This is a genomic window from Methylobacterium sp. 190mf, assembly GCF_900107945.1.
Classification (GTDB): domain Bacteria; phylum Pseudomonadota; class Alphaproteobacteria; order Rhizobiales; family Beijerinckiaceae; genus Methylobacterium.
Window position 1 is genome coordinate 23171 of sequence record NZ_FNVI01000026.1, and the last position, 19340, is coordinate 42510.

At 71.0% G+C, this 19340-nt stretch carries 18 protein-coding genes; 8 read left to right on the top strand and 10 right to left on the bottom strand.

Features of this window, described 5'->3' with window-relative positions:
* Positions 1-29: 29 nt before the first annotated feature.
* Positions 30-650: a GNAT family N-acetyltransferase gene (locus tag C4T42_RS25245; protein WP_103986057.1), complete on the top strand. Its 621-nt coding sequence runs from the start codon at positions 30-32 to the stop codon at positions 648-650.
* Between the two features lie 77 nt (positions 651-727).
* Here C4T42_RS25245 and hpnH read toward each other — a convergent pair whose 3' ends face one another.
* A complete protein-coding gene (hpnH, locus tag C4T42_RS25250; RefSeq protein ID WP_020095300.1) occupies positions 728-1891 on the bottom strand; it encodes an adenosyl-hopene transferase HpnH in 1164 nt (387 codons plus the stop codon).
* A 620-nt stretch (positions 1892-2511) separates the two neighbouring features.
* On the opposite strand from hpnH, the gene C4T42_RS25255 reads away from it, so the two are divergent.
* Entirely contained in the window at positions 2512-5178 is a 2667-nt protein-coding gene (locus tag C4T42_RS25255) for an MMPL family transporter (RefSeq protein ID WP_056529641.1), read from the top strand.
* 45 nt (positions 5179-5223) lie between these two features.
* Here the strand turns inward: C4T42_RS25255 and C4T42_RS25260 are convergent, their stop codons facing one another.
* The 6 genes from C4T42_RS25260 to C4T42_RS25285 form a co-directional block, all read right to left on the bottom strand.
* Complete coding sequence (locus tag C4T42_RS25260; protein ID WP_103986058.1) at positions 5224-6099, bottom strand: helix-turn-helix domain-containing GNAT family N-acetyltransferase; 876 nt, start codon at positions 6097-6099, stop codon at positions 5224-5226.
* Positions 6100-6131: 32 nt separating this feature from the next.
* Entirely contained in the window at positions 6132-6974 is an 843-nt protein-coding gene (hpnK, locus tag C4T42_RS25265; protein ID WP_103986059.1) for a hopanoid biosynthesis-associated protein HpnK, read from the bottom strand.
* A gap of 121 nt (positions 6975-7095) precedes the next feature.
* Positions 7096-8529 (bottom strand): hopanoid biosynthesis associated radical SAM protein HpnJ, encoded by a 1434-nt coding sequence (hpnJ, locus tag C4T42_RS25270; protein WP_103986060.1) that lies wholly within the window; start codon positions 8527-8529, stop codon positions 7096-7098.
* A 57-nt stretch (positions 8530-8586) separates the two neighbouring features.
* Entirely contained in the window at positions 8587-9795 is a 1209-nt protein-coding gene (hpnI, locus tag C4T42_RS25275) for a bacteriohopanetetrol glucosamine biosynthesis glycosyltransferase HpnI (protein WP_020095305.1), read from the bottom strand.
* Between the two features lie 86 nt (positions 9796-9881).
* Positions 9882-10505 carry an ABC transporter substrate-binding protein gene (locus C4T42_RS25280; RefSeq protein WP_020095306.1) on the bottom strand — a complete coding sequence of 208 codons (624 nt, stop codon included), beginning with the start codon at positions 10503-10505 and terminating at the stop codon, positions 9882-9884.
* Positions 10496-11608, bottom strand: a complete 1113-nt coding sequence (locus C4T42_RS25285; protein ID WP_103986061.1) for a flippase-like domain-containing protein — start codon at positions 11606-11608, stop codon at positions 10496-10498. The genes C4T42_RS25280 and C4T42_RS25285 overlap by 10 nt, the downstream gene beginning before the upstream one ends.
* Before the next feature lie 210 nt (positions 11609-11818).
* Here C4T42_RS25285 and C4T42_RS25290 point away from each other — a divergent pair, with 210 nt between their 5' ends.
* On the top strand, positions 11819-12994 hold the full coding sequence (locus tag C4T42_RS25290) for an amidinotransferase (protein WP_020095308.1): 1176 nt from the start codon (positions 11819-11821) through the stop codon (positions 12992-12994).
* A 75-nt stretch (positions 12995-13069) separates the two neighbouring features.
* On the opposite strand, the gene C4T42_RS25295 is transcribed toward C4T42_RS25290, so the two are convergent.
* Positions 13070-14080: an alpha/beta hydrolase gene (locus tag C4T42_RS25295; RefSeq protein WP_103986062.1), complete on the bottom strand. Its 1011-nt coding sequence runs from the start codon at positions 14078-14080 to the stop codon at positions 13070-13072.
* 165 nt (positions 14081-14245) lie between these two features.
* Here C4T42_RS25295 and C4T42_RS25300 point away from each other — a divergent pair, with 165 nt between their 5' ends.
* Positions 14246-14734 (top strand): hypothetical protein, encoded by a 489-nt coding sequence (locus tag C4T42_RS25300; protein WP_103986063.1) that lies wholly within the window; start codon positions 14246-14248, stop codon positions 14732-14734.
* 10 nt (positions 14735-14744) lie between these two features.
* Complete coding sequence (kdsA, locus tag C4T42_RS25305) at positions 14745-15599, top strand: 3-deoxy-8-phosphooctulonate synthase (RefSeq protein ID WP_103986064.1); 855 nt, start codon at positions 14745-14747, stop codon at positions 15597-15599.
* A 5-nt stretch (positions 15600-15604) separates the two neighbouring features.
* Here kdsA and C4T42_RS25310 read toward each other — a convergent pair whose 3' ends face one another.
* A complete protein-coding gene (locus C4T42_RS25310; protein ID WP_103986065.1) occupies positions 15605-16279 on the bottom strand; it encodes a methyltransferase domain-containing protein in 675 nt (224 codons plus the stop codon).
* Positions 16280-16595: 316 nt separating this feature from the next.
* Between C4T42_RS25310 and C4T42_RS25315 the strand changes: the two genes are divergently transcribed.
* Positions 16596-16934, top strand: coding sequence for a hypothetical protein (locus C4T42_RS25315; RefSeq protein ID WP_012317985.1), 339 nt, complete (start codon positions 16596-16598; stop codon positions 16932-16934).
* Between the two features lie 64 nt (positions 16935-16998).
* Here C4T42_RS25315 and queF read toward each other — a convergent pair whose 3' ends face one another.
* Positions 16999-17451: a preQ(1) synthase gene (gene queF, locus C4T42_RS25320; RefSeq protein WP_103986066.1), complete on the bottom strand. Its 453-nt coding sequence runs from the start codon at positions 17449-17451 to the stop codon at positions 16999-17001.
* 196 nt (positions 17452-17647) lie between these two features.
* On the opposite strand from queF, the gene eno reads away from it, so the two are divergent.
* Positions 17648-18937 carry a phosphopyruvate hydratase gene (gene eno, locus C4T42_RS25325; RefSeq protein WP_012317987.1) on the top strand — a complete coding sequence of 430 codons (1290 nt, stop codon included), beginning with the start codon at positions 17648-17650 and terminating at the stop codon, positions 18935-18937.
* A gap of 104 nt (positions 18938-19041) precedes the next feature.
* Positions 19042-19338, top strand: coding sequence for a DUF3574 domain-containing protein (locus C4T42_RS25330; protein WP_280177402.1), 297 nt, complete (start codon positions 19042-19044; stop codon positions 19336-19338).
* Positions 19339-19340 lie beyond the last annotated feature (2 nt).

Here is a 19340-nt window from a genome sequence, read left to right on the forward strand (position 1 = left end):
CCGGGCCGAGGCGACCGCGGAGGGGATCGATGCTGCCGGAGACCGGAATCCCGACCCTCACACCGGGCTACGCGGCGGTGCCGCCCGGCCATCTCGCCACGATCGTCACCAGCCTGGAGATGCTGCGCCCGCCGCCCCCGCGGCCCGGACGGCCGTTCCCGCCCGGGCTCGCCCTCGAGCCCCTGGAACGCACCGACCCGGAGACCTACCGGAGTCTGTTCCGGGCGGTGGGCGCCGACTGGCTCTGGTTCTCGCGCCTCACCCTGGCCGACGAAGCGCTGGCGGCGATTTTGGCCGATCGGGATGTCGAGATCCTCGCGCTGCGGCGGGACGGGCGGAACGTCGGCATGCTGGAACTGGATTTCCGCCGGCCCGGCACCTGCGAGTTGGTCTTCCTCGGACTGACCGGGGACGTGGTCGGTACCGGGATCGGCCGCACGCTGATGAACGCGGCGATCGGCCGGGCCTGGGCGCGCCCGATCGCGCGGTTCTGGGTGCATACCTGCACGCTGGACCATCCCGGCGCGCTCGCCTTCTACCGGCGCTCCGGCTTCGTTCCTTTCGCGATCCACGTCGAGGTCGCGCCCGATCCGCGGCTCGACGGGACCCTGCCGCGCGACTGCGCCCCGCACGTGCCGCGGCTCGGCTGAGGCGCCGCGGGGTCCGGACACGAAGAGACCCGCGGCCTCGCGGCCGCGGGTCTCGTGTCGTCAGTCGCGCGCGCCGATCAGGCGGCGGTGCGCTTGCGGGCTTCCTGCTTCGTGTCGACGCCGGCCGCTTTGATCTCGGACAGCTTCTGCGCGACGTTGCGCGAGAACACGAACTCGGCCGGGCGCTGGTTCTCCAGGCTGACCTCGGGGGCCATCTCGCCCTCGGTCTTGATGCCGCGGATCGCGTGCACCAGCGGCTTCCAGGGCTTGCGGACCGAATCGACCACCGAGGAGGCCTCGTAGCCCGAGTGGACCATGCAGTCGGCGCACTTCTCGTAGTTGCCGGTGCCGTAGGCGTCCCAGTCGGTGGTCTCCATCAGCTCCTTGAAGGTCGCCGCGTAGCCCTCGCCGAGCAGGTAGCAGGGCTTCTGCCAGCCGAACACGGTGCGGGTCGGGTTGCCCCACGGGGTGCAGTGGTAGGTCTGGTTGCCGGCCAGGAAGTCGAGGAACAGGCCCGACTGCTGGAAGGTCCACTTCTCGCGGCCCTTCTCCTTGCCGTGCCGGAACACGCCGCGGAACAGGTCCTTCGTCGCCTTGCGGTTCAGGAAGTGCTTCTGGTCGGGGGCGCGCTCGTAGGCGTAGCCGGGGGAGACGGTGATGCCGTCGATGCCCATCCGGGTCACGCTGTCGAAGAAGTCGGCGATCTTCTCCGGCTGGGAATTGTTGAAGAAGGTGCAGTTGATGGTGACCCGGAAGCCCATCTCCTTGGCCTTCGCGATCGCCGCCACGGCCTTGTCGTAGACGCCGCGCTGGCACACCGACTGGTCGTGCATCTCCTTGTCGCCGTCCAGATGGATCGACCACGTGAAGTACGGGCTCGGCTTGTACTCCTTGATCTTCTTCTCGAGGAGCAGCGCGTTCGTGCAGACGATCGCGAACTTCTTCTGGGCGATGATGCCCTCGACGATCTGCGGCAGGTCCTTGTGGAGGAGCGGCTCGCCGCCGGCGATCACCACCACCGGGGCGCCGCACTCGCGCACCGATTCGAGCGCGTCGGCGACCGGGAGGCGCTTGTTCAGGATCTCGTCCGGGTAGTCGATCTTGCCGCAGCCGGCGCAGGCCAGGTTACAGCGGAACAGCGGCTCCATCATCATCACAAGCGGGTAACGCTTGCGGCCCGTGAGGTGCTGCTTCAGGATGTAGCCGCCGATCTTCGCGACGTACCGGAGGGGGATACCCAAGATTGCGGCTCCTTACTTCGTCGGCCCCGGGACATCGGGGTGCTTAACGCGAAAAAATCTCGAATTCCAGCCATCTAGCTTGGAACTAATCTGAAATGACCCCGTTTCGGCGGGGCGATGACATCTTATTCCGTGCCTGACGCAACGGCGCCACATGGACCGCGCGTGCGGAGCCCGTGGGCGGACGCGCCCGATCGTTGAGGACAGCACGTGCATTGCGTCGGCAATACGACCGGAATCCCACGATTCGGGTGGCCGCGCCAGAAACGCCGTGCGCTAGCGCACACGGGCGGGCGCGGGATGCGCGCCACGGCGGCCGCGTTGCAATCTGGCATTGCCCTCTTTACTGAGCCTCGTGGCCGCGATGCAAGTCCCGGCCCGCGGCGGGTGTCCCGACCGCGGACCGCATCGGGCGCAATCAGTCGGGTGCCGGGCGCGCGCGGCGCGCTCGGATCGGGCGGTGTGGCGTTCCTCGAACCCGATGCGCACCGGGCCGAATCGCGGAGCGTCGCGCGGCGGAGCCCTGAGCCCGCCCGTGTCGGTGGCCCGGGTTCGGACCGGACAGATGGCAGGAGCCGGTCGCGCACGGGGCGCGTCCGATGCGAACAGGCAGGGTGCTCGTGATCGAAAGTCTCGTCGCGTTCTCGGTGCGGTATCGGTGGATCGTGATCGCCTTCACGGCGTTCCTCACGGTCGCGAGCCTCGGAGTCGCGGCGCACCTGTTCCGAATCAACACCGACGTTGAGCGGCTGATCGACCCGAAGGAGCCGTGGCGGCAGGACGAGATCAATTTCGAGAAGGCGTTCCCGCAGCGGAGCAACACCATCGTCGCGGTCATCAACGGCGAGACGCCGGAGGAGACCGAGGAGGCGGCCGCCAACCTCGCCAAGGCGCTCACGGCGCACAAGAACCTGATCGAGACGGTCTACCGGCCCGACGGCGGCCCGTTCTTCAACAAGAACGGCCTGCTGCTGATGTCGCAGGCGGACCTCGACAAGACCCTGGAGGCGCTGACCCAGCAGCAGGGTCTGCTCGGCCCGCTCGCCGCCGACCCGTCGCTGCGGGGCATCATGCGGGTGCTGACGCTGGGCGCGCGCGGCGTGAAGACCGGGGACGCCAAGATCGAGGACCTCGAGAAGCCCATGGGGCAGATCGACGCCACCCTGCAGAAGGTGCTGGCGGGTCAGCGGGCGCGGATGTCCTGGCAGGAACTCCTGTCGGGGGGCGAGACCAGCGTCACCGACAAGATGAAGTTCGTGGTGATCCAGCCGGTCCTCGACTTCAACGCCCTGGAGCCCGGCTATCAGGCGACCAAGCTGATCCGCAACGTCGCCAAGGATCTCGGGATCGACGCCCAGAACGGCCTGCGGATGCGCCTGACCGGCACGGTGGCTGTGGCGGACGAGGAGTTCGCGACGCTGTCGGAGGATGCCGGCCTCAACAACAGCATCATCGTCGGCGCGATCGTGCTGTTCCTGTGGCTGGCCCTGCGCTCGGGCAAGCTCGTCGGCGCGGTGATCATCACCACCTTCGCGGGCCTCGTGGTCACGGCCGCCCTGGGCCTCATCATGGTCAAGGAGCTGAACCCGATCTCGGTGGCCTTCGCGGCCCTGTTCGTCGGGCTCGGCATCGATTTCGGCATCCAGTTCTCGGTGCGCTACCGGGCCGACCGCTACGAGCAGCCGACGCTGGAGAGCGCGATCCGCGCCGCGGCCCGGGGCGTCGGCTGGTCGCTGACGCTCGCCGCGGTGTCGCTGGTGGCGGGCTTCTTCGCCTTCCTGCCCACGGCGTTCCGGGGCGTGTCGGAGCTGGGCCTGATCGCCGGCGTCGGCATGATCGTGGCCTTCCTGTTCTCGCTGATCCTGCTGCCGGCCCTGATCGCGGTGTTCAAGCCGGTGGGCGAGAAGGCCGCGGTCCAGACCGACTGGCTCGTCGGCGTCGACCCCTGGATCATCCGGCACCGCAAGCCGATCCTGATCGGCGTCGGCCTCGTGACCCTGGCCGGCGCGCCGCTGCTCTGGCACCTGCCGTTCGACTCGAACCCGATGCACCTGCGCAGCGCCAAGACGCAGTCCATCGCGACCTACCTGGACCTGATCAAGAATCCCGAGACCAGCCCCAATTTCATCGACGTGCTGGCGCCCAGCGTCGCGGAGGTCCCGTCGCTGTCGAAGACGCTCCTGGCCCTGCCGGTCACCGCCTCGGTCAACAGCATCGACACCTTCGTGCCGCGGGATCAGGACAAGAAGCTGGCCCAGATCGCCGACACGGCCCAGCTGCTCGACCCGGTGCTCAATCCCGGCCGCCGGCCGCCGCCGCCGACCGACGCCGACAACGTCAAGGCGCTCAAGGACGCCGCCGCGGCGCTCAACGGCCTCTCGGCCGACGCCAAGGGCGACGCGAAGGGCGCCCAGGAGGCCAAGCAGCTCGCCGGCACCCTGGACAAGCTCGCCGCCGGCCCGGTCCAGCTGCGCGAGGCGGCCTCGGTGGCGCTCACCAAGGATCTGGTGCCGCTGCTCGCCCGCCTGCGCGACCTGCTGCATCCCGAGAAGATCACGCTGGACAACCTGCCGCCGCAGCTGAAGGCCGACTGGGTGGCGGCGGACGGACGGGCGCGCATCGAGGTTCACCCGAAGGGCGACTCGAACGACGACACCGTGCTCCGCCGGTTCTCGGACGAGGTCCTGAAGGTCGCCCCGCACGCGACCGGCGCGCCCGTGGCCACCACGCAGTCGAGCTACACGATCCTGGGCGCCTTCGTGCAGGCGGCGGTGACGGCCTTCGTGCTGATCTTCGTCATCCTGTCGGTCGCCCTGCGCAAGCCGTGGGACGTGGCGATGACCCTCGGCCCGCTGGTGATCGCGACGCTCTGGACGCTGATGGCGATGCGCATCGTCGGCATGCCGCTGAACTTCGCCAACATCATCGCCCTGCCGCTGATGCTCGCGGTCGGCGTGGCGTTCCACATCTACTACGTGATCGCGTGGCGGGCGGGCGTGACCGACATGCTCGCCTCCAGCCTCACCCGGGCGATCTTCTTCTCGGCGCTGACCACGGGCAGCGCCTTCGGGTCGCTGGTCCTGTCGAGCCATCCGGGCACGGCCAGCATGGGCAAGCTGCTGGCGCTGTCGCTGTTCTTCACCCTGGTGGCGGCGTTCTTCGTGGTTCCGGCGACCCTCGGCGAGCCGCCGGAGCAGCCCGACGAGGATCGTCCGGAAGCCGAGAAGGCGGCCGGCGCGGCCCTGCGCAAGTCCGCCCCGCACCAGGATCCGGTGCCCGCCAAGTAGAAGCCGAGCAGCGCCGGCCGGTCGCGGCCGGCGCTTCGGAGGGCCTCAGAGGGCCTTCTGGAAGAAGTGGTCCGGATAGGGATCGTCGTTGAAGCGGTCGATCTCCACCCAGCCCGACCGCCGGTAGAGCGCCAGGGCCTCAGGGAGGGCGCTGTTGGTGTCGAGCCGCAGCGTCCGGATCCCGAGGTTGCGGGCGGCGGCCTCGGCCTCCCGCATCAGCCGCCTGGCGAGGCCCAGCCCGCGCGCCGCAGGATCGACCCAGAGCCGCTTGATCTCCGCCACCGCGCCGCCGCCCCCCTTGAGCCCGACGCATCCGACCGGCAGCCCGTCGGCGCTCGCGAGCAGGAACACGCCGCGCGGCCGCACCATGGCGTCGGCCTCCGGGTCGCACGACAGCGCGACGTCGAACCCGCCGGCAAACCGGGTCGCGAGCTCGGCGTAGTAGGCGGCGAGGCAGGCGCGGGCGCCCGCGCCGGTCGGGTCGGCCTCCCGGATCGCGATGGCGTCGCGGCCGAGGGCCAGGGCGACCCGGTCCATGGCGTGCAGCAGCGCGTCCACCTGCGGTGCGCGCTCCAGCAGGGCGACGGCGCGGGCATCCGACAGCGCCTCGTAGGCCGCGAACTCGCGCCGCCCGGCCTCGGTCAGGGAGGCGACCCGGCGGCGGGCATCCGCGGGATGCGGCGCGGTCGCCACCAGCCCCTCCTCCTCCAGGCTCCGCAGGAGGCGGCTCATCAGGCCGGAATCGAGACCGAGATAGGCGCGGATCTCGCCGATCTCCGCGCGGCCCGCGCCGATGGCGTTCAGGACCCGCGCCGCGCCCAGGGGACGGCCGCGGCCGAGGAACGAGGAATCGAGCGCGCCGACCTCGGCGGTGACCGCGCGGGCGAAGCGGCGGACGCGGGCGATCTCGGCAGGTTCCATGTTATCTGACTAAAGTCAGATAACGACCTGGGTCAACCGAGGAAGTCGGAGAACCCGCCGCGGACGGTGCCCGACGCGTCGGCGGCCGACCGGGATGCGGGGGCGATCAGGGCGTCGCGCTCGTCGGCGTAGCGGTAGCCCGGCGCCTCGCCGGGGAAGCCGCCGGCGGTGGCCGGGTGGGTGTAGAGCTCGGTCAGGCCGTCCGGAAGTTCGGCCAGCAGGGCCGCGACACGGGCGGGCGTCATGGCGCCGGACCACGCGAGGCCGAGGGTGCGGTCGGGGATCAGCAGCCCGGCCTGCCGGGCGCGGACGGCGAGCAGCGCCGCCCAGGGCGCGATGTCGAGGGCGGCTCGCGGCCGCGCGCCGGGCTCGGCGCGGCGCAGGATCTCCCGCGGCTCCCGCGGCACCCGCAGGGCGCGCATCCCGAAGTCGCGGCCGACGCGCAGCACCGCCCCGGCGATCAGCGGGTGGACGTGGAAGTGCTTGTGGGCGTTGACGTGGTCCAGCGGCAGGCCGGTGGCCCGGTAGGCCTCGAACTGCGCCCGGATCTCGGCGGCGAGCTGGCGCCGGGCCGCCGGCCTGCGGGCGAAGTCGAGGCCGAGGCGGGCCATGTCGGCCCGCATCAGGCCGGCCTCGTCCGTCAGGTCGGGAAGCTGTTCCGCCGGCAGGGTCGGCCACGCCTCCACGAGGACGAGGTGCAGCCCGACCCGCAGGGACCGCATCCGCCGGGCCCGCGCCACGGCGTCGGCGGCGGCCGGCGCCGAGACCATCAGGCTCGCCGCCGTGAGGATCCCGTCGCGATGGGCCTGCTCGACGGCCTCGTTGACCTCGGGGCTCAGCCCGAAATCATCCGCGGTGACGACCAGACGCTTCACGGTAACCTCGTAACGGGTGTCGAGAGGGCTCGCCCTCTCGCGGGTCCAGGGCGGAGCCCTGGAAGAGGGGCGGGGCTCCGCCCCGCTCCCCGCCGGGGCCGCAGGCCCCGGACCCCTGACTTCAGGCCGCCTTGGCGGTGCCCTGACGCTCCCTGAGGAAGCGGTAGAACTCGACGCCCTCGCGCAGGCGGCGCTTCATCATGTCGGGCGAGCGCACCATCTCGCTGACGATCGAGGCGATCTTCGGCGCCCGGAAGTAGAACTTCTTGTAGAACTCCTCGACCGAGGTGAAGATCTCGGTGTGGGAGAGGTGCGGGTAGTGCAGCGGCGCGACCTGCACGCCGTTCTCGTCGACGAGCTCGGCGTTCTCGATGTCGAGCCAGCCGTTCTCCACCGCCTGCTTGTACAGGAAGGTGCCCGGGTAGGGCGCCGCCAGCGAGACCTGGATCGTGTGCGGGTTGATCCGCTTGGCGAAGTTGATCGTCTCCTGGATCGTCTCCTTCGTCTCGCCCGGCAGGCCGAGGATGAAGGTGCCGTGGATGGCGATGCCCAGGTCGTGGCAATCCTTGGTGAACTTCTCGGCGACCTCGACCCGCATGCCCTTCTTGATGTTGTGCAGGATCTGCTGGTTGCCGGACTCGTAGCCGACCAGCAGCAGGCGCAGGCCGTTCTCCTTGAGCACCTTCAGGGTCTCGCGCGGCACGTTCGCCTTGGCGTTGCACGACCACGTGACGCCGAGCTTGCCGAGTTCGCGGGCGATCTCCTCCGCGCGCGGCAGGTTGTCGGTGAAGGTGTCGTCGTCGAAGAAGAACTCCTTGGTCTGCGGGAACTCCTTCAGGCAGTACTTGATCTCCTCGATCACGTGCGCGACCGAGCGGGTGCGGTAGGTGTGGCCGCCGACCGTCTGCGGCCACAGGCAGAAGGTGCAGCGGCTCTTGCAGCCCCGGCCGGAGTAGAACGAGATGTAGGGGTGCTTCAGGTAACCGATGAAGTACTTCTCCATCTCCAGGTCGCGCTTGTAGACGCTGGTGACGAAGGGCAGCTGGTCCATGTCGGTCATGATCTCGCGGTCCTCGTTGTGGACCACGACACCGTTGGCGTCGCGATAGGACAGCCCCTTGATCTCCGACATCGGGACGCCGTCGGCGACCTCCTTGACGGTGAAGTCGAACTCGTTGCGGGCGCAGAAATCGACCACCGGGGCCTGGGCCATCGCGCCGGCGGCGTCGACCGCGACCTTGGCGCCGATCAGGCCGGCGATGAGCTTCGGGTTGGCGGCCTTAAGCGCCTCGATCGTCTTCACGTCGGACTTGAACGACGGCACCGAGGTGTGGAGCACGACGAGGTCGAAGTCGTTGGCCTGGGCCACGATCTCGGCGAGCTTGATGTTGTGCGGCGGCGCGTCGATCAGCTTCGAGTTCGGCACCAGGGCGGCCGGCTGGGCCAGCCAGGTCGGGTACCAGAACGACTTGATCTCGCGCTTGGCCTGGTAACGGGAGCCGGCACCGCCGTCGAAACCGTCGAAGGTGGGGGCCTGGAGGAAGAGCGTGCGCATGGGGTTCAAGGCCTCAGGGCAATGCCGGGGGAGGGGCGGAGGACGAGGGAGCCGGGTTCAGCGGAGCGGCGCGCCGGCATCGCGGCCGAGTTCGGCGTCCGGGATCAGGGTGCCATCCGCAACCACGTGATAATCGTGACCTTTCCATGTCACCGCCCCCGACACGAAGGCCCAGGAGAAGTTCAGGAAGGAGAGGATGTCGCGGATCGGCAACAGTCCGTAGGGGTGCGGGGCGAGGCCGAAGGCCCGCTCCAGCTGCCGGCAGAGCAGCACGCGGCTCGCCAGCGCCGCGGCGGCGACCCAGAGGGCGCCGGTGCCGGCGCCGGGCAGGAGCGCGCCCAGCAGCGCGAGCGGGAAGGCGTGGGTGACGATCGAGCCGGCGTAGCCCGCCGGGTCGACGGTGCGGATTGTCCGGTTCCAGCGCAGCTCGTGCCGCCACAGGCCGGAGAGATCGGTGTCGACGCTGGTGTGGCCGATCGTGAAGCTCGGGATCACCACCCGGCCGCCGAGGCCGCGCAGGGCGGCGCCGATGGCGTAATCGTCCGCCAGATCGTTGCGGAAGGTGCGGAAGCCGCCGACCGCCTCCAGGCTCGCCCGGGTGAAGGCCACGGTGGAGCCGAAGCAGGGCTTCGCCAGACCGAGGCTCAGGCCCATCACGACGTTGGGCAGGAAGTGGGTGTCGATCGCGAGCGTCGAGAGCTGGTCGTACAGGCCCCGGAAGGCCGGGACCCCGTGGTACAGGCAGGTGACGCCGGTGACGCCGTCCTGGGACAGCTCCGCGACGAGGCGCTCGAGGTAGTCGGGCCCCACCACCATGTCGCTGTCGGCCAGCACCACCACGTCGTGGGCGATGGCCTCGGCCATGTTGATCAGGTTCGAGACCTTGCGGTTCGATCCGTGCTGCCGGCCGTCGATCACGAGGTCGATGCGGGCCTCGGGATAGGCCTGCTGCAGGCGCTCGACCACGCCGATCGCGGGATCGGTGGGCTTCTGGACGCCGAACAGGACCTGGACCGGCCCGGCGTAGTCCTGGCGCAGCACGGTCTCGAGATTCGCGTAGAGATTGGGCTCGAGGCCGCAGAGCGGCTTCAGCACGGTCACGGAGGGCCGCGTCGCGCCGGCGGGCAGAACCGGCGGGCGGCGGCCCGCGTAGCGGCCCGCGCACATGGCGGCGGCCAGCCCGTAGACGCAGCCCGCCGCCGCCAGGATCAGGCAGAGCAGCGAGAGCCACGAGAGGCCGAGCAGCGCCAGGGAGGAGACATCCATCCGGTCGGATCCGTGCGATCGTCCGGCCGCCGAGGCGGCGATGGCCGCGAACGGCCGGTTCAGGTCGGCGCAGGCGCCGGCGCCGCTCAGGGCGTCGGCTTGGCCGCGAGCATGCCGTCGGCCCGCGCCCGGAGGAACTTCACGACGCCGTCGGCGCCCCCGGACTTCAGCGGCGCCGACAGGGCGTTCCGCTGCGCGGCGATCTCGCTGACGTCGCCGTTGAGCAGGACGTCCTGGATGCGGTTGTCGGCGTTGACGACGAAGTCCACGGCGGAATCGTCGCCGTCCGCGGCGGTGACGCGGGTCGGCACCACGCGCTGGGCGCCCCGCTCCTCGACCTTCGGGGTCACGTCGAACTTGCCGCCGGCGGCGCGTGCCAGCCGGTTCGCGTAGGTGACGGTCAGGCTGCGCTTGAAGGCGTCGATGACCGCCGCCTGCTGCTCCGGGGTGAAGCTCGACCATTTCGAGCCCACCGCGATGCGGGTCATGGCGGGAAAGTCGAACGCCTTGTCGAGCGCGGGGCCGACGGCCTCGACCCGGGCCGGCAGCGGGCCGGGCCCGTCCTTCAGCGCGGCCGAGAAGGCGGCGTAGAGGTCGCGCACGGTCTGAACGGCCGGATCGTCCGCGGCCCGTGACGGGGCCGGGACGAGCAGGGTCAGGGCCAAGGGAGCGGCGATGAGGGCGGCCGCGAGCCGGCGGGTCAGGCGCACTTCTTCAACTCCTCGCCGTCGCCGAGCCGCGCCCCCATGCGCGGCGGAGCGTAGCTGTAGAACGGGCCGAGGGTGGCGGGCTGCGCGACCCTCTTGGCCTTGCGCCCGGCCTCCGGCGCAGGCTCGCGCTCCTCTTCCTCCGGCGTCTCGGACCGGAGCCTGGACTCGATCCGGTGCCAGAGCAGGAGGCTCGGGAGCCCAACGCCGAGATCGGCGAAGCGCTTGACCAGCGACAGGGCGAGCGCCGCCTCGGCCGGGATATTGAACAGGCCGCACAGGGCGATCAGTCCGCCCTCCTGCGCGCCCAGGGCGCCGGGCACCGCGAAGGCCGCGCCGCGCACCGCCTGGGCGAGGCTCTCGATCATGAGCGCCTGCGCGAAGTCGATCGGGTAGCCCATGAACCGCAGGCAGACATAGACCTCGAGCGTGCCGATCACCCAGCCGGCGAGGTGGACCACCAGGGCCAACGCGAAGCGACCGTGGTTGCCGTAGAGCCGGCGCAGACTGTCGTAGAGCTGGTCGATGGCGCCGAAGGCCCGCCACTCGCGCCCGGAGGCGAAGCGGCTGAGCAACGCCTGGATCAGGCGGTGACCGGCCTTGCGCTGGATCAGGTAGAAGGCGCCGAGCGCCGGGACCGCCAGGGCCAGCCCGCCCTCGACCGTGTGGGCGATCGGTCCGTCGCCGGAGATCAGGACCAGCAGGGCGAGGCCGGCCACCGTGAACAGGAGCTGCGTCAGCGCCTGGGTCATCAGGTCGACGAACATGCTGGCGCCCGCGAGCGCGCCCGGAACGTTGCGCTTCGACAGGAGGCGGGCGCCGACGAAGTCACCGCCGACGGTGGCGACGGGCAGCAGCGTGTTGATGCCCTCGCGGACGAAGCGGAGCGAGATGCAGTCGGCGAGCTTGGTCGCGCCGGCGGGGAACACGACGTACCAGCCGAGCCCCGCCCAGGCGACGGCCACGAAGCGCGCGAGCACCACCAGGGCGGCGCCCCAGCCGGCGCTCACGACGGCGGCCGACACATCCTCCAGGCCGGAGGACATGAACAGGCCGACGACCGTGCACAGACCGGCGATCGAGGCCAAGGTCGTCAGGCGCTTCATTGTCGTCTTTCAAGCTCGCGTAAGGCTTGATGCGGGAAATCGGTCACGGTCGCGGCAGAAATAGGTCCATCGGCCCGGGAACGTTTCTGTCACGTTGCAGCACGGATTAGCGGTGTCTATCACCCGTTTGACACACCGAGGGCCAAAGCGGCGGCGGGGCGGAGAAGCCCGCGCAGAAGGCCGCGGCACGTCGCAGAAGGGGCACACGTCATGGAGCGCGAATCACCGATCACGGCCCTGGAGGCCGTGACCGACGACACGCATGCGGGCGGCTTTCCGGGCGGGACCGGACCGGGCGTGCCGGCTCCCCAGTCGCCGGTGATGGCCTGGAACGAGTGGGATCCGCTGGAGGAGGTCATCGTCGGCTCGCTCGACGGCGCCACGATCCCGACTCACCACCTGACGGTGATCTTCAACCTGCCGCGCGCCGCGCAGCCGTTCTACCGGCTGGCGAGCGGCTGGAAGTATCCGAAGTTCATGAAGAAGCTCGCCCAGGCCGAGCTCGACAACTTCATCACCATCCTGGCCGGCGAGGGCGTGAAGGTCCGCCGTCCCGACGCGGTGGACTTCTCGAAGAAGTTCAAGGCGCCGCGCTGGTCCTCCCGCGGCTTCTGCGTCGCCTGCCCGCGCGATCCGTACCTCGTCATCGGCGACGAGATCATCGAGAGCCCGATGTGCTGGCGCTCGCGCTACTTCGAGGGCGACGCCTACCGGTCGCTGTTCAAGGAGTACTTCCGCGCCGGCGCCCGCTGGACCTCCGCGCCGCGGCCCCAGCTGACCGACGACCTCTACAACTACGATTACCGGGTGCCGAACCTGAAGGCCGGCGAGCCCATGCAGTTCACGGTCAACGAGTTCGAGCCGGTCTTCGACGCCGCCGACTTCGTCCGCTGCGGCCGCGACCTGTTCGTGACCCGCTCGAACGTGACGAACCTGATGGGCATCGAGTGGCTGCGCCGCCACCTCGGCCCGGGCTTCCGCATCCACGAGATCGAGAGCCGCTGCCCGCAGCCGATGCACATCGACTCGTCGTTCATGCCGCTCGCCCCCGGCAAGGTTCTGGTGAACCCGGACTACGTCGACGTCGAGAAGCTCCCGGCCGTGCTCAAGAAGTGGGACGTGCTGGTCGCCCCGCGCCCCGACCCGGTCGAGGGCTTCATGAGCAAGATCTCGATGTGCTCGCCCTGGACCTCGATCAACGTCCTGGCGATCACCGAGAAGAAGATCGTCGTCGACCAGAGCCAGCCGACGCTGATCAAGGCCCTGAAGGACTGGGGCTTCGACCCGATCCCGGCGCCGTTCCTCAGCTACGGCCCGTTCGGCGGCTCGTTCCACTGCGCGACCCTCGACGTCCGCCGCCGGGGCGTGCTGAAGTCCTACTTCTAGGATCAAGGCGCCGGGCACGCCGTCGTCCCGGGGCGCTGCGAGCGCCCCGGGACGACGGAGGACGGCGCGCGGCGCCTAGCGCGCCGCGATCCCGGCGATCAGCGCCGCATTGAACCCCTCCGGGTCCGACATCTGCGGCGCGTGGCCGAGATCCGGGAACTCCACGAGCCGCGCGCCCGGGATGGCCCTGGCGGCCGCCTTGCCGAGCTCGGGATAGTTGCCGAGGCGCGCCCGCACCTCCGGCGGCGCGAGGTCCTTGCCGATCGCCGTGTTGTCCTTCTGACCGATCAGGAGCAGCGTCGGCACCGCGATCTGCGGGAACCGGTAGACCACCGGCTGGGTGAGGATCATGTCGTAGAGCAGGGCCGAGTCCCAGGCGACCGCCTCCTTGCCGGGGCCGTTGTTGAGGCCCGCGAGCATCGTGACCCAGGGCTCGTAGCGGGGCTCCCAGGCGCCGGCGTAGTAGGTCGCCGTCTCGTAGGCCCGGATCGAGGCCGCCGTCACCTTCAGCTCGCGCTGGTACCACTGCTCCACCGAGGTCGGCGGCACGCCCTTGGCGGCCCAGTCCTCCAGGCCGATCGGGTTGACCAGCACGAGCTGCTCCACCGCCTTCGGGTAGAGCAGGGCGTAGTGGGCCGCCAGCATCCCGCCCGTCGAGTGGCCGACCAGGATCGGCCGCTCGATCCCGAGCTTGTCCAGGAGCGCGCGGGTGTTCTCGGCGAGCTGCCGGAAGGTGAACTGGTAGGCCGCCGGCTTGCTCGACTTGCAGAAGCCGATCTGGTCCGGCGCGATGACCCGGTACCCGGCGGCGCTGAGCGCCCGGATCTGGCTCTCCCAGGTGGCGGCGCAGAAATTCTTGCCGTGCAGCAGAACGGCGGTCCGGCCGTTCGGCGTCGCCGGCCGGACGTCGAGATAGGCCATCTGCAGAGGCTGGTGCTGCGACGTGAACGGGAACCGCTCCACCGGGAACGGGTAGGCGAAGCCCTCGAGTTCGGGCCCGTAGGTTGGCTGCTGCGGCGGCTCCGCGGAAGCGGGTCCCGGCGGAAGCAGGGCCAGCAGGACGGAGGCGAGGAGGGTTCGAAGCATGGCCGCGTCGGAGCCTGATCTGCGAGCGGCGTGCGGCGCCGCGCCGCCCGCTCAGATCGGTCATCCAGGTGTCCCTGTCCACGTCCCGCGGAGCGGCGCGGCTTCGCGCCCGCCGCAGGGCGCGCTATCTCCCGGGCGCGACCGTCTCTCGCCGCGGATGTCCCGATGCTGCGCCTCACCACCCTGACCGCCCTCGCCGGCGCGCTCCTCCTCGGGCCGGCCCCGGCCCGGGCGGCGGATGCCTGCGACGTCCTCGCCGCGCGGGTGATCCGCACCACCGGCGCCTCCCTGGCGGGGCGGGCCGGCCCCGTCGCGGTGTTCCGGGCACAGGATGCCGAGCGGCTGAGCCTCGATTGCCGCGCGCCCGCCCGGATCACCGTGGCCTCCCGCGAGCGCGAGCCGGCGCCGGCCTACTTCGTCCTGATCGGCCGCGCCGCGCAGGCGCTCGCCGGGGCGGACGCCGCCGCGGTTGAGGTGCTGGCGCTCAACCTCCACCAGGCCAGCCTGCTGGCCGATGCCCCGCGCCGGGGTGGCGCCGGCCGGATCCTGATGCTGTGCGAGACCGGCCCGCGCGCGGACGCCTTCCGGGAGGACCGCACGGTCTGCCGGGTCGCGCCCCGGCCCGGGCTTTCGCGGATCCGCCGCGCGGGCTAGACCGGCCGGCATGTCGAAGATCGAGACACCCGGCCCCGTCGTCCAAGTCGGCGACGCGCGCTTCGCCAACCACCTGCCTCTGACGCTGATCGCCGGCCCGTGCCAGCTCGAAGGGCGCCAACACGCCCTGGAGATCGCCGCCGCCCTCAAGGAGATGGCCGCGGGTCTGGGCGTCGGCCTCGTGTTCAAGACCTCCTTCGACAAGGCCAACCGCACCTCGGGCAGCGCCGCCCGGGGCATCGGCCTCGACGGGGCGCTACCGGTCTTCGCCGAGATCCGCGAGACCCTCGGGCTGCCGGTGCTGACCGACGTGCACGCCGCCGAGCAGTGCGCCCCCGCCGCCGAGGCGGTGGACGTTCTCCAGATCCCCGCCTTCCTGTGCCGCCAGACCGACCTGCTGCTGGCCGCCGCCGCCACCGGCCGGGCGGTCAACATCAAGAAGGGCCAGTTCCTGGCGCCCTGGGACATGAAGCACGTCGCCGCCAAGGTGACGGAGGCGGGCAACCCCAACGTCATCGTCACCGAGCGCGGCGCCTCGTTCGGCTACAACACGCTGGTGTCGGACATGCGCAGCCTGCCGATCATGGCGCAGGTCACGCAGGGCGCCCCGGTGGTGTTCGACGCCACCCACTCGGTGCAGCAGCCCGGCGGGCAGGGGGCGAGTTCCGGCGGCCAGCGGGAATTCGTCGCCGTCCTCGCCCGCGCCGCCGTGGCGGTGGGCGTGGCGGGGGTGTTCATCGAGACCCATCCCGACCCCGACCGGGCGCCCTCCGACGGCCCCAACATGGTGGCGCTGAAGGACATGCCGGCCCTGCTCGAGGAACTCCTCGCCTTCGACCGTCTCGCCAAGAACCGGGCCGCCTGACCGGCTCAGGCGGCCGCCGGCTCCAGGACGTGGATCCGAAGGGGCTGGACGAGGCCGAACTGCCCGTCGGCCTCGCGCGCGGCGGCCTTGAGGAAGGCCTCCTCGACCACGGCGCGCCGGTCCCGGATGGTCGCCTCGCGCGCCGGGTCCACGGCGCTGACGCGGGCGAGGAAGGCGTCGAGCGAGTCGAAGCGCTCGCGCCGCGCGATCGTCGCGTCGCGGCGGCACGCGTAGGCGCCGCGGGCGAGGGCGGCCGCGATGGCGTCCTGGGCGGCGGCGCGGATCGCGGTCTCGTCCTCGATCGGCCGCAGGGCGTCGAAGAAGCTGCCCTCCGCCAGGGGCTCCACCACGACGAGCAGCCCGCCCGGGGCCAGGACGCGGGCCGCCTCGGCGAGGGCCGCCGCCGGGTCCGGGACGTGGTGGAGGGAATTCAGCATCACGGCGCCGTCGAAGCTGGCGTCCGGGAAGGGCAGGGCCTCGCCGGTCGCGGCCTCGAAGCGCGCCTCCGGCACGGCGGCCCGCGCCCGGGCGAGCGCCGCGGCGCCGGGATCGATCCCGGTGACCCGCGCGCCCGCGTCGACCAGCCGCCGCGCGAGCGTCCCGGCGCCGCACCCGATATCGACGACCCGCTTGCCGGCCAGCGGCGCGAGGCTCTCGCGGATCAGGGTCAGGGCATCCATCGTCGGTCCTCCCGGCCGATCCGTAGCACGCCCGACCCGCGGCAGGGCGGATTTCCGTCTCCGGGCCGGGCCGTCCGCCGCGACGGCCCGCCGCGACGTTCCAGGTGTTCCCGAAGACTCACCGCAAGAGTTCGAGCGGTTCCGGAAGAGCCGCACCCAAGCTTGACCGCACTCGTCGAAGCGGCGGCTACGCTGAACAACGGTTCATAATCCCGACTGGGTGCGGATCCGCACGCAAGTCCGGCGTGAAATCTGGAACTGTCCGGATGCGGCCACGTTATTGGGCATGTTCGATCAGGGATCGAGAAGGAACACTATGCGCAAGATCGGTATCATCGCCACTGCCGCCGCCATGGCTCTCGGCAGTGTTGCCGTCACCACGAGCGCCGAGGCGCGGCCTTACGGCTACCACGGCGGCTACGGCGGCTACGGTCACGGCTACTACCGCGGCCGTCGCGGCATCGGCACCGGCGCCGCCATCGGCCTCGGCATCGCCGGCCTCGCGGCCGGTGCGATCGCCGCGGGCGCGGCCCGCGACAGCTACTACGGCGGCGGCTACGGCTACGCCCCGTCCTACGGCTACGGCTACGCCCCGGTTTACGGCGGCTACGGCTACGCCGCTCCGGGCTACGGCTACTACGGCTACGGCTACTGAGATCGGAGATCCGGGAGGATCGGGGGCGACCGGCGCGAGCCGGTCGCCCTTTTCGTTGGTTCGGTCAGCGTCCGCGGTAGGGCGGCACGCCCGGGTCCGGCAGCCACGCGTTCTTCGGCAGTTCGCCCGTCTGCCAGAACACGTCGATCGGGATGCCGCCGCGGGGATACCAGAACCCGCCGATTCGCAGGTAGCGCGGTTCCAGCAGGTCGCGGAGCCGCTTGCCGATCGCCACCGTGCAATCCTCGTGGAACGCTCCGTGGTTGCGGAACGACCCCAGGTAGAGCTTCAGCGACTTCGACTCCACCAGCCAGTCACCGGGCACGTAGTCGATCACTAGGATCGCGAAATCCGGCTGCCCGGTGACCGGGCAGATCGAGGTGAATTCCGGCGCGGTGAACCGGGCGACGTAGTCGGTGTCCGCGTGCGGGTTCGGGACCCGGTCGAGCCGCGCCTCTTCGGGTGAGGTGGGGACGGGCGTCGGCTGGCCGAGTTGGAGATCGTCGGGAGAGGTCATGGCCGGCCATATAGAGCCTGCCGGCGTCGCGCGCATCCGCCTGATCCGCGACGCTTTCCCGGGCGGACCCGGCTGTGCGCCGCCACCGTCCCGGCGCTTGCCGCCGGCCGCGGCTTGACGGATAAGCCGCCGCGATGCGCCGCACCCCTGATTTGGGCGCGGTCGCCGACCCGCGGCCCCCGCGAGAGGACGTTCCATGACCGCGATCACCAATATCAGCGCCCGCGAGATCCTCGACAGCCGCGGCAACCCCACGGTCGAGGTCGACGTCATCCTGGAGGACGGCTCCTTCGGCCGCGCCGCGGTGCCGTCGGGGGCTTCCACGGGCGCCCACGAGGCGGTGGAGCTGCGCGACGGCGACAAGAATCGCTTCCTCGGCAAGGGCGTGCTGAAGGCGGTCGAGGCGGCCCAGACCGAGATCCTCGACGCGATCGGCGGCATGGAGGCCGAGGACCAGGTCGCGGTCGACGAGGCGATGATCGAGCTCGACGGCACGCCCAACAAGGCCCGCCTCGGCGCCAACGCGATCCTCGGCGTGTCGCTGGCGGTGGCCAAGGCCGCGGCCGAGGCCTCGGGCCTGCCACTCTACCGCTACGTCGGCGGCGTGCAGGGCCGGGTCCTGCCGGTGCCGATGATGAACATCATCAACGGCGGCGCGCACGCCGACAACCCGATCGACTTCCAGGAATTCATGATTATGCCGGTGGGCGCCGATTCGCTCGCCGAGGCCGTGCGCATGGGCTCCGAGGTGTTCCACACCCTCAAGGGCAAGCTGAAGAAGGCCGGTCACAACACCAACGTCGGCGACGAGGGCGGTTTCGCCCCGAACCTGCCGTCCGCCGAGGCCGCCCTCGATTTCGTGATGGACGCGATCAGCGCCGCCGGCTTCAAGCCGGGCCAGGACATGGCGCTGGCCCTCGACTGCGCCGCCACCGAGTTCTTCAAGGACGGCGCCTACGCGTACGAGGGCGAGGGCAAGACCCGCACCATCGAGGCGCAGGTCGACTACCTCGCGCAGCTCGTCGCCACCTACCCGATCGTCTCGATCGAGGACGGCATGTCGGAGGATGACTGGGCCGGCTGGAAGCTCCTCACCGACAAGATCGGCGACCGCTGCCAGCTCGTGGGCGACGACCTGTTCGTCACCAACGTCGAGCGCCTGTCCCGCGGCATCGCCGAGGGGACGGCCAACTCGATCCTGATCAAGGTCAACCAGATCGGCTCGCTCACCGAGACCCTGGCGGCGGTCGATATGGCCCAGCGCGCCGGCTACACCGCGGTGATGTCGCACCGCTCGGGCGAGACCGAGGACTCGACCATCGCGGATCTCGCGGTCGCGACCAATTGCGGGCAGATCAAGACCGGCTCGCTCGCCCGCTCGGACAGACTGGCCAAGTACAACCAGCTGATCCGCATCGAGGAGGGCCTGGGCCCGCAGGCACTCTACGCCGGCCCGTCGGCGCTCAAGCAGCTCGCCCGCCGCTGATCGGTAAGATCCTGCTGGCCGGCCTGCTCGGTGTCGGGGCGGCCGGCCCGGCCCGCGCGGACCCGCTCTGCGACGGTGCCCGCCCGACGCTCAGCGCGCAGCTGCTGTTCGGCCTGTCGCGGCCGGACGGCGGCCGCGTCTCGGGGGCGGCCTTCGACCGGTTCCTGGCCGAGCGGATCACCCCGCGGTTCCCGGACGGGCTGACCGTGTTCGCCGGCCGGGGCCAGTGGCGCGGGCCGGACGGACGCATCGTCCGCGAGGCCGCCCGCATCGTCCTGATCGTCACCGAACCGACGCCCGAAGCGGTCGCGGCCCTGCGTGAGATCCGGGAGGCCTACCGGCGCCGCTTCGTGCAGGGCGCGGTCGGGCTGGTGCTCCAGCGGAGCTGCGCGCTGTTCTGACG

Bases quoted from the DNA above. Each gene is read 5' to 3' on its own strand.
- C4T42_RS25245 (WP_103986057.1), top strand. From the start codon at position 30: ATGCTGCCGGAGACCGGAATCCCGACCCTCACACCGGGCTACGCGGCG.
- C4T42_RS25260 (WP_103986058.1), bottom strand. From the start codon at position 6,099: ATGGAACCTGCCGAGATCGCCCGCGTCCGCCGCTTCGCCCGCGCGGTC.
- hpnJ (WP_103986060.1), bottom strand. From the start codon at position 8,529: ATGCGCACGCTCTTCCTCCAGGCCCCCACCTTCGACGGTTTCGACGGC.
- hpnI (WP_020095305.1), bottom strand. From the start codon at position 9,795: ATGGATGTCTCCTCCCTGGCGCTGCTCGGCCTCTCGTGGCTCTCGCTG.
- C4T42_RS25285 (WP_103986061.1), bottom strand. From the start codon at position 11,608: ATGAAGCGCCTGACGACCTTGGCCTCGATCGCCGGTCTGTGCACGGTC.
- C4T42_RS25290 (WP_020095308.1), top strand. From the start codon at position 11,819: ATGGAGCGCGAATCACCGATCACGGCCCTGGAGGCCGTGACCGACGAC.
- C4T42_RS25295 (WP_103986062.1), bottom strand. From the start codon at position 14,080: ATGCTTCGAACCCTCCTCGCCTCCGTCCTGCTGGCCCTGCTTCCGCCG.
- C4T42_RS25300 (WP_103986063.1), top strand. From the start codon at position 14,246: ATGCTGCGCCTCACCACCCTGACCGCCCTCGCCGGCGCGCTCCTCCTC.
- kdsA (WP_103986064.1), top strand. From the start codon at position 14,745: ATGTCGAAGATCGAGACACCCGGCCCCGTCGTCCAAGTCGGCGACGCG.
- C4T42_RS25310 (WP_103986065.1), bottom strand. From the start codon at position 16,279: ATGGATGCCCTGACCCTGATCCGCGAGAGCCTCGCGCCGCTGGCCGGC.
- C4T42_RS25315 (WP_012317985.1), top strand. From the start codon at position 16,596: ATGCGCAAGATCGGTATCATCGCCACTGCCGCCGCCATGGCTCTCGGC.
- queF (WP_103986066.1), bottom strand. From the start codon at position 17,451: ATGACCTCTCCCGACGATCTCCAACTCGGCCAGCCGACGCCCGTCCCC.
- eno (WP_012317987.1), top strand. From the start codon at position 17,648: ATGACCGCGATCACCAATATCAGCGCCCGCGAGATCCTCGACAGCCGC.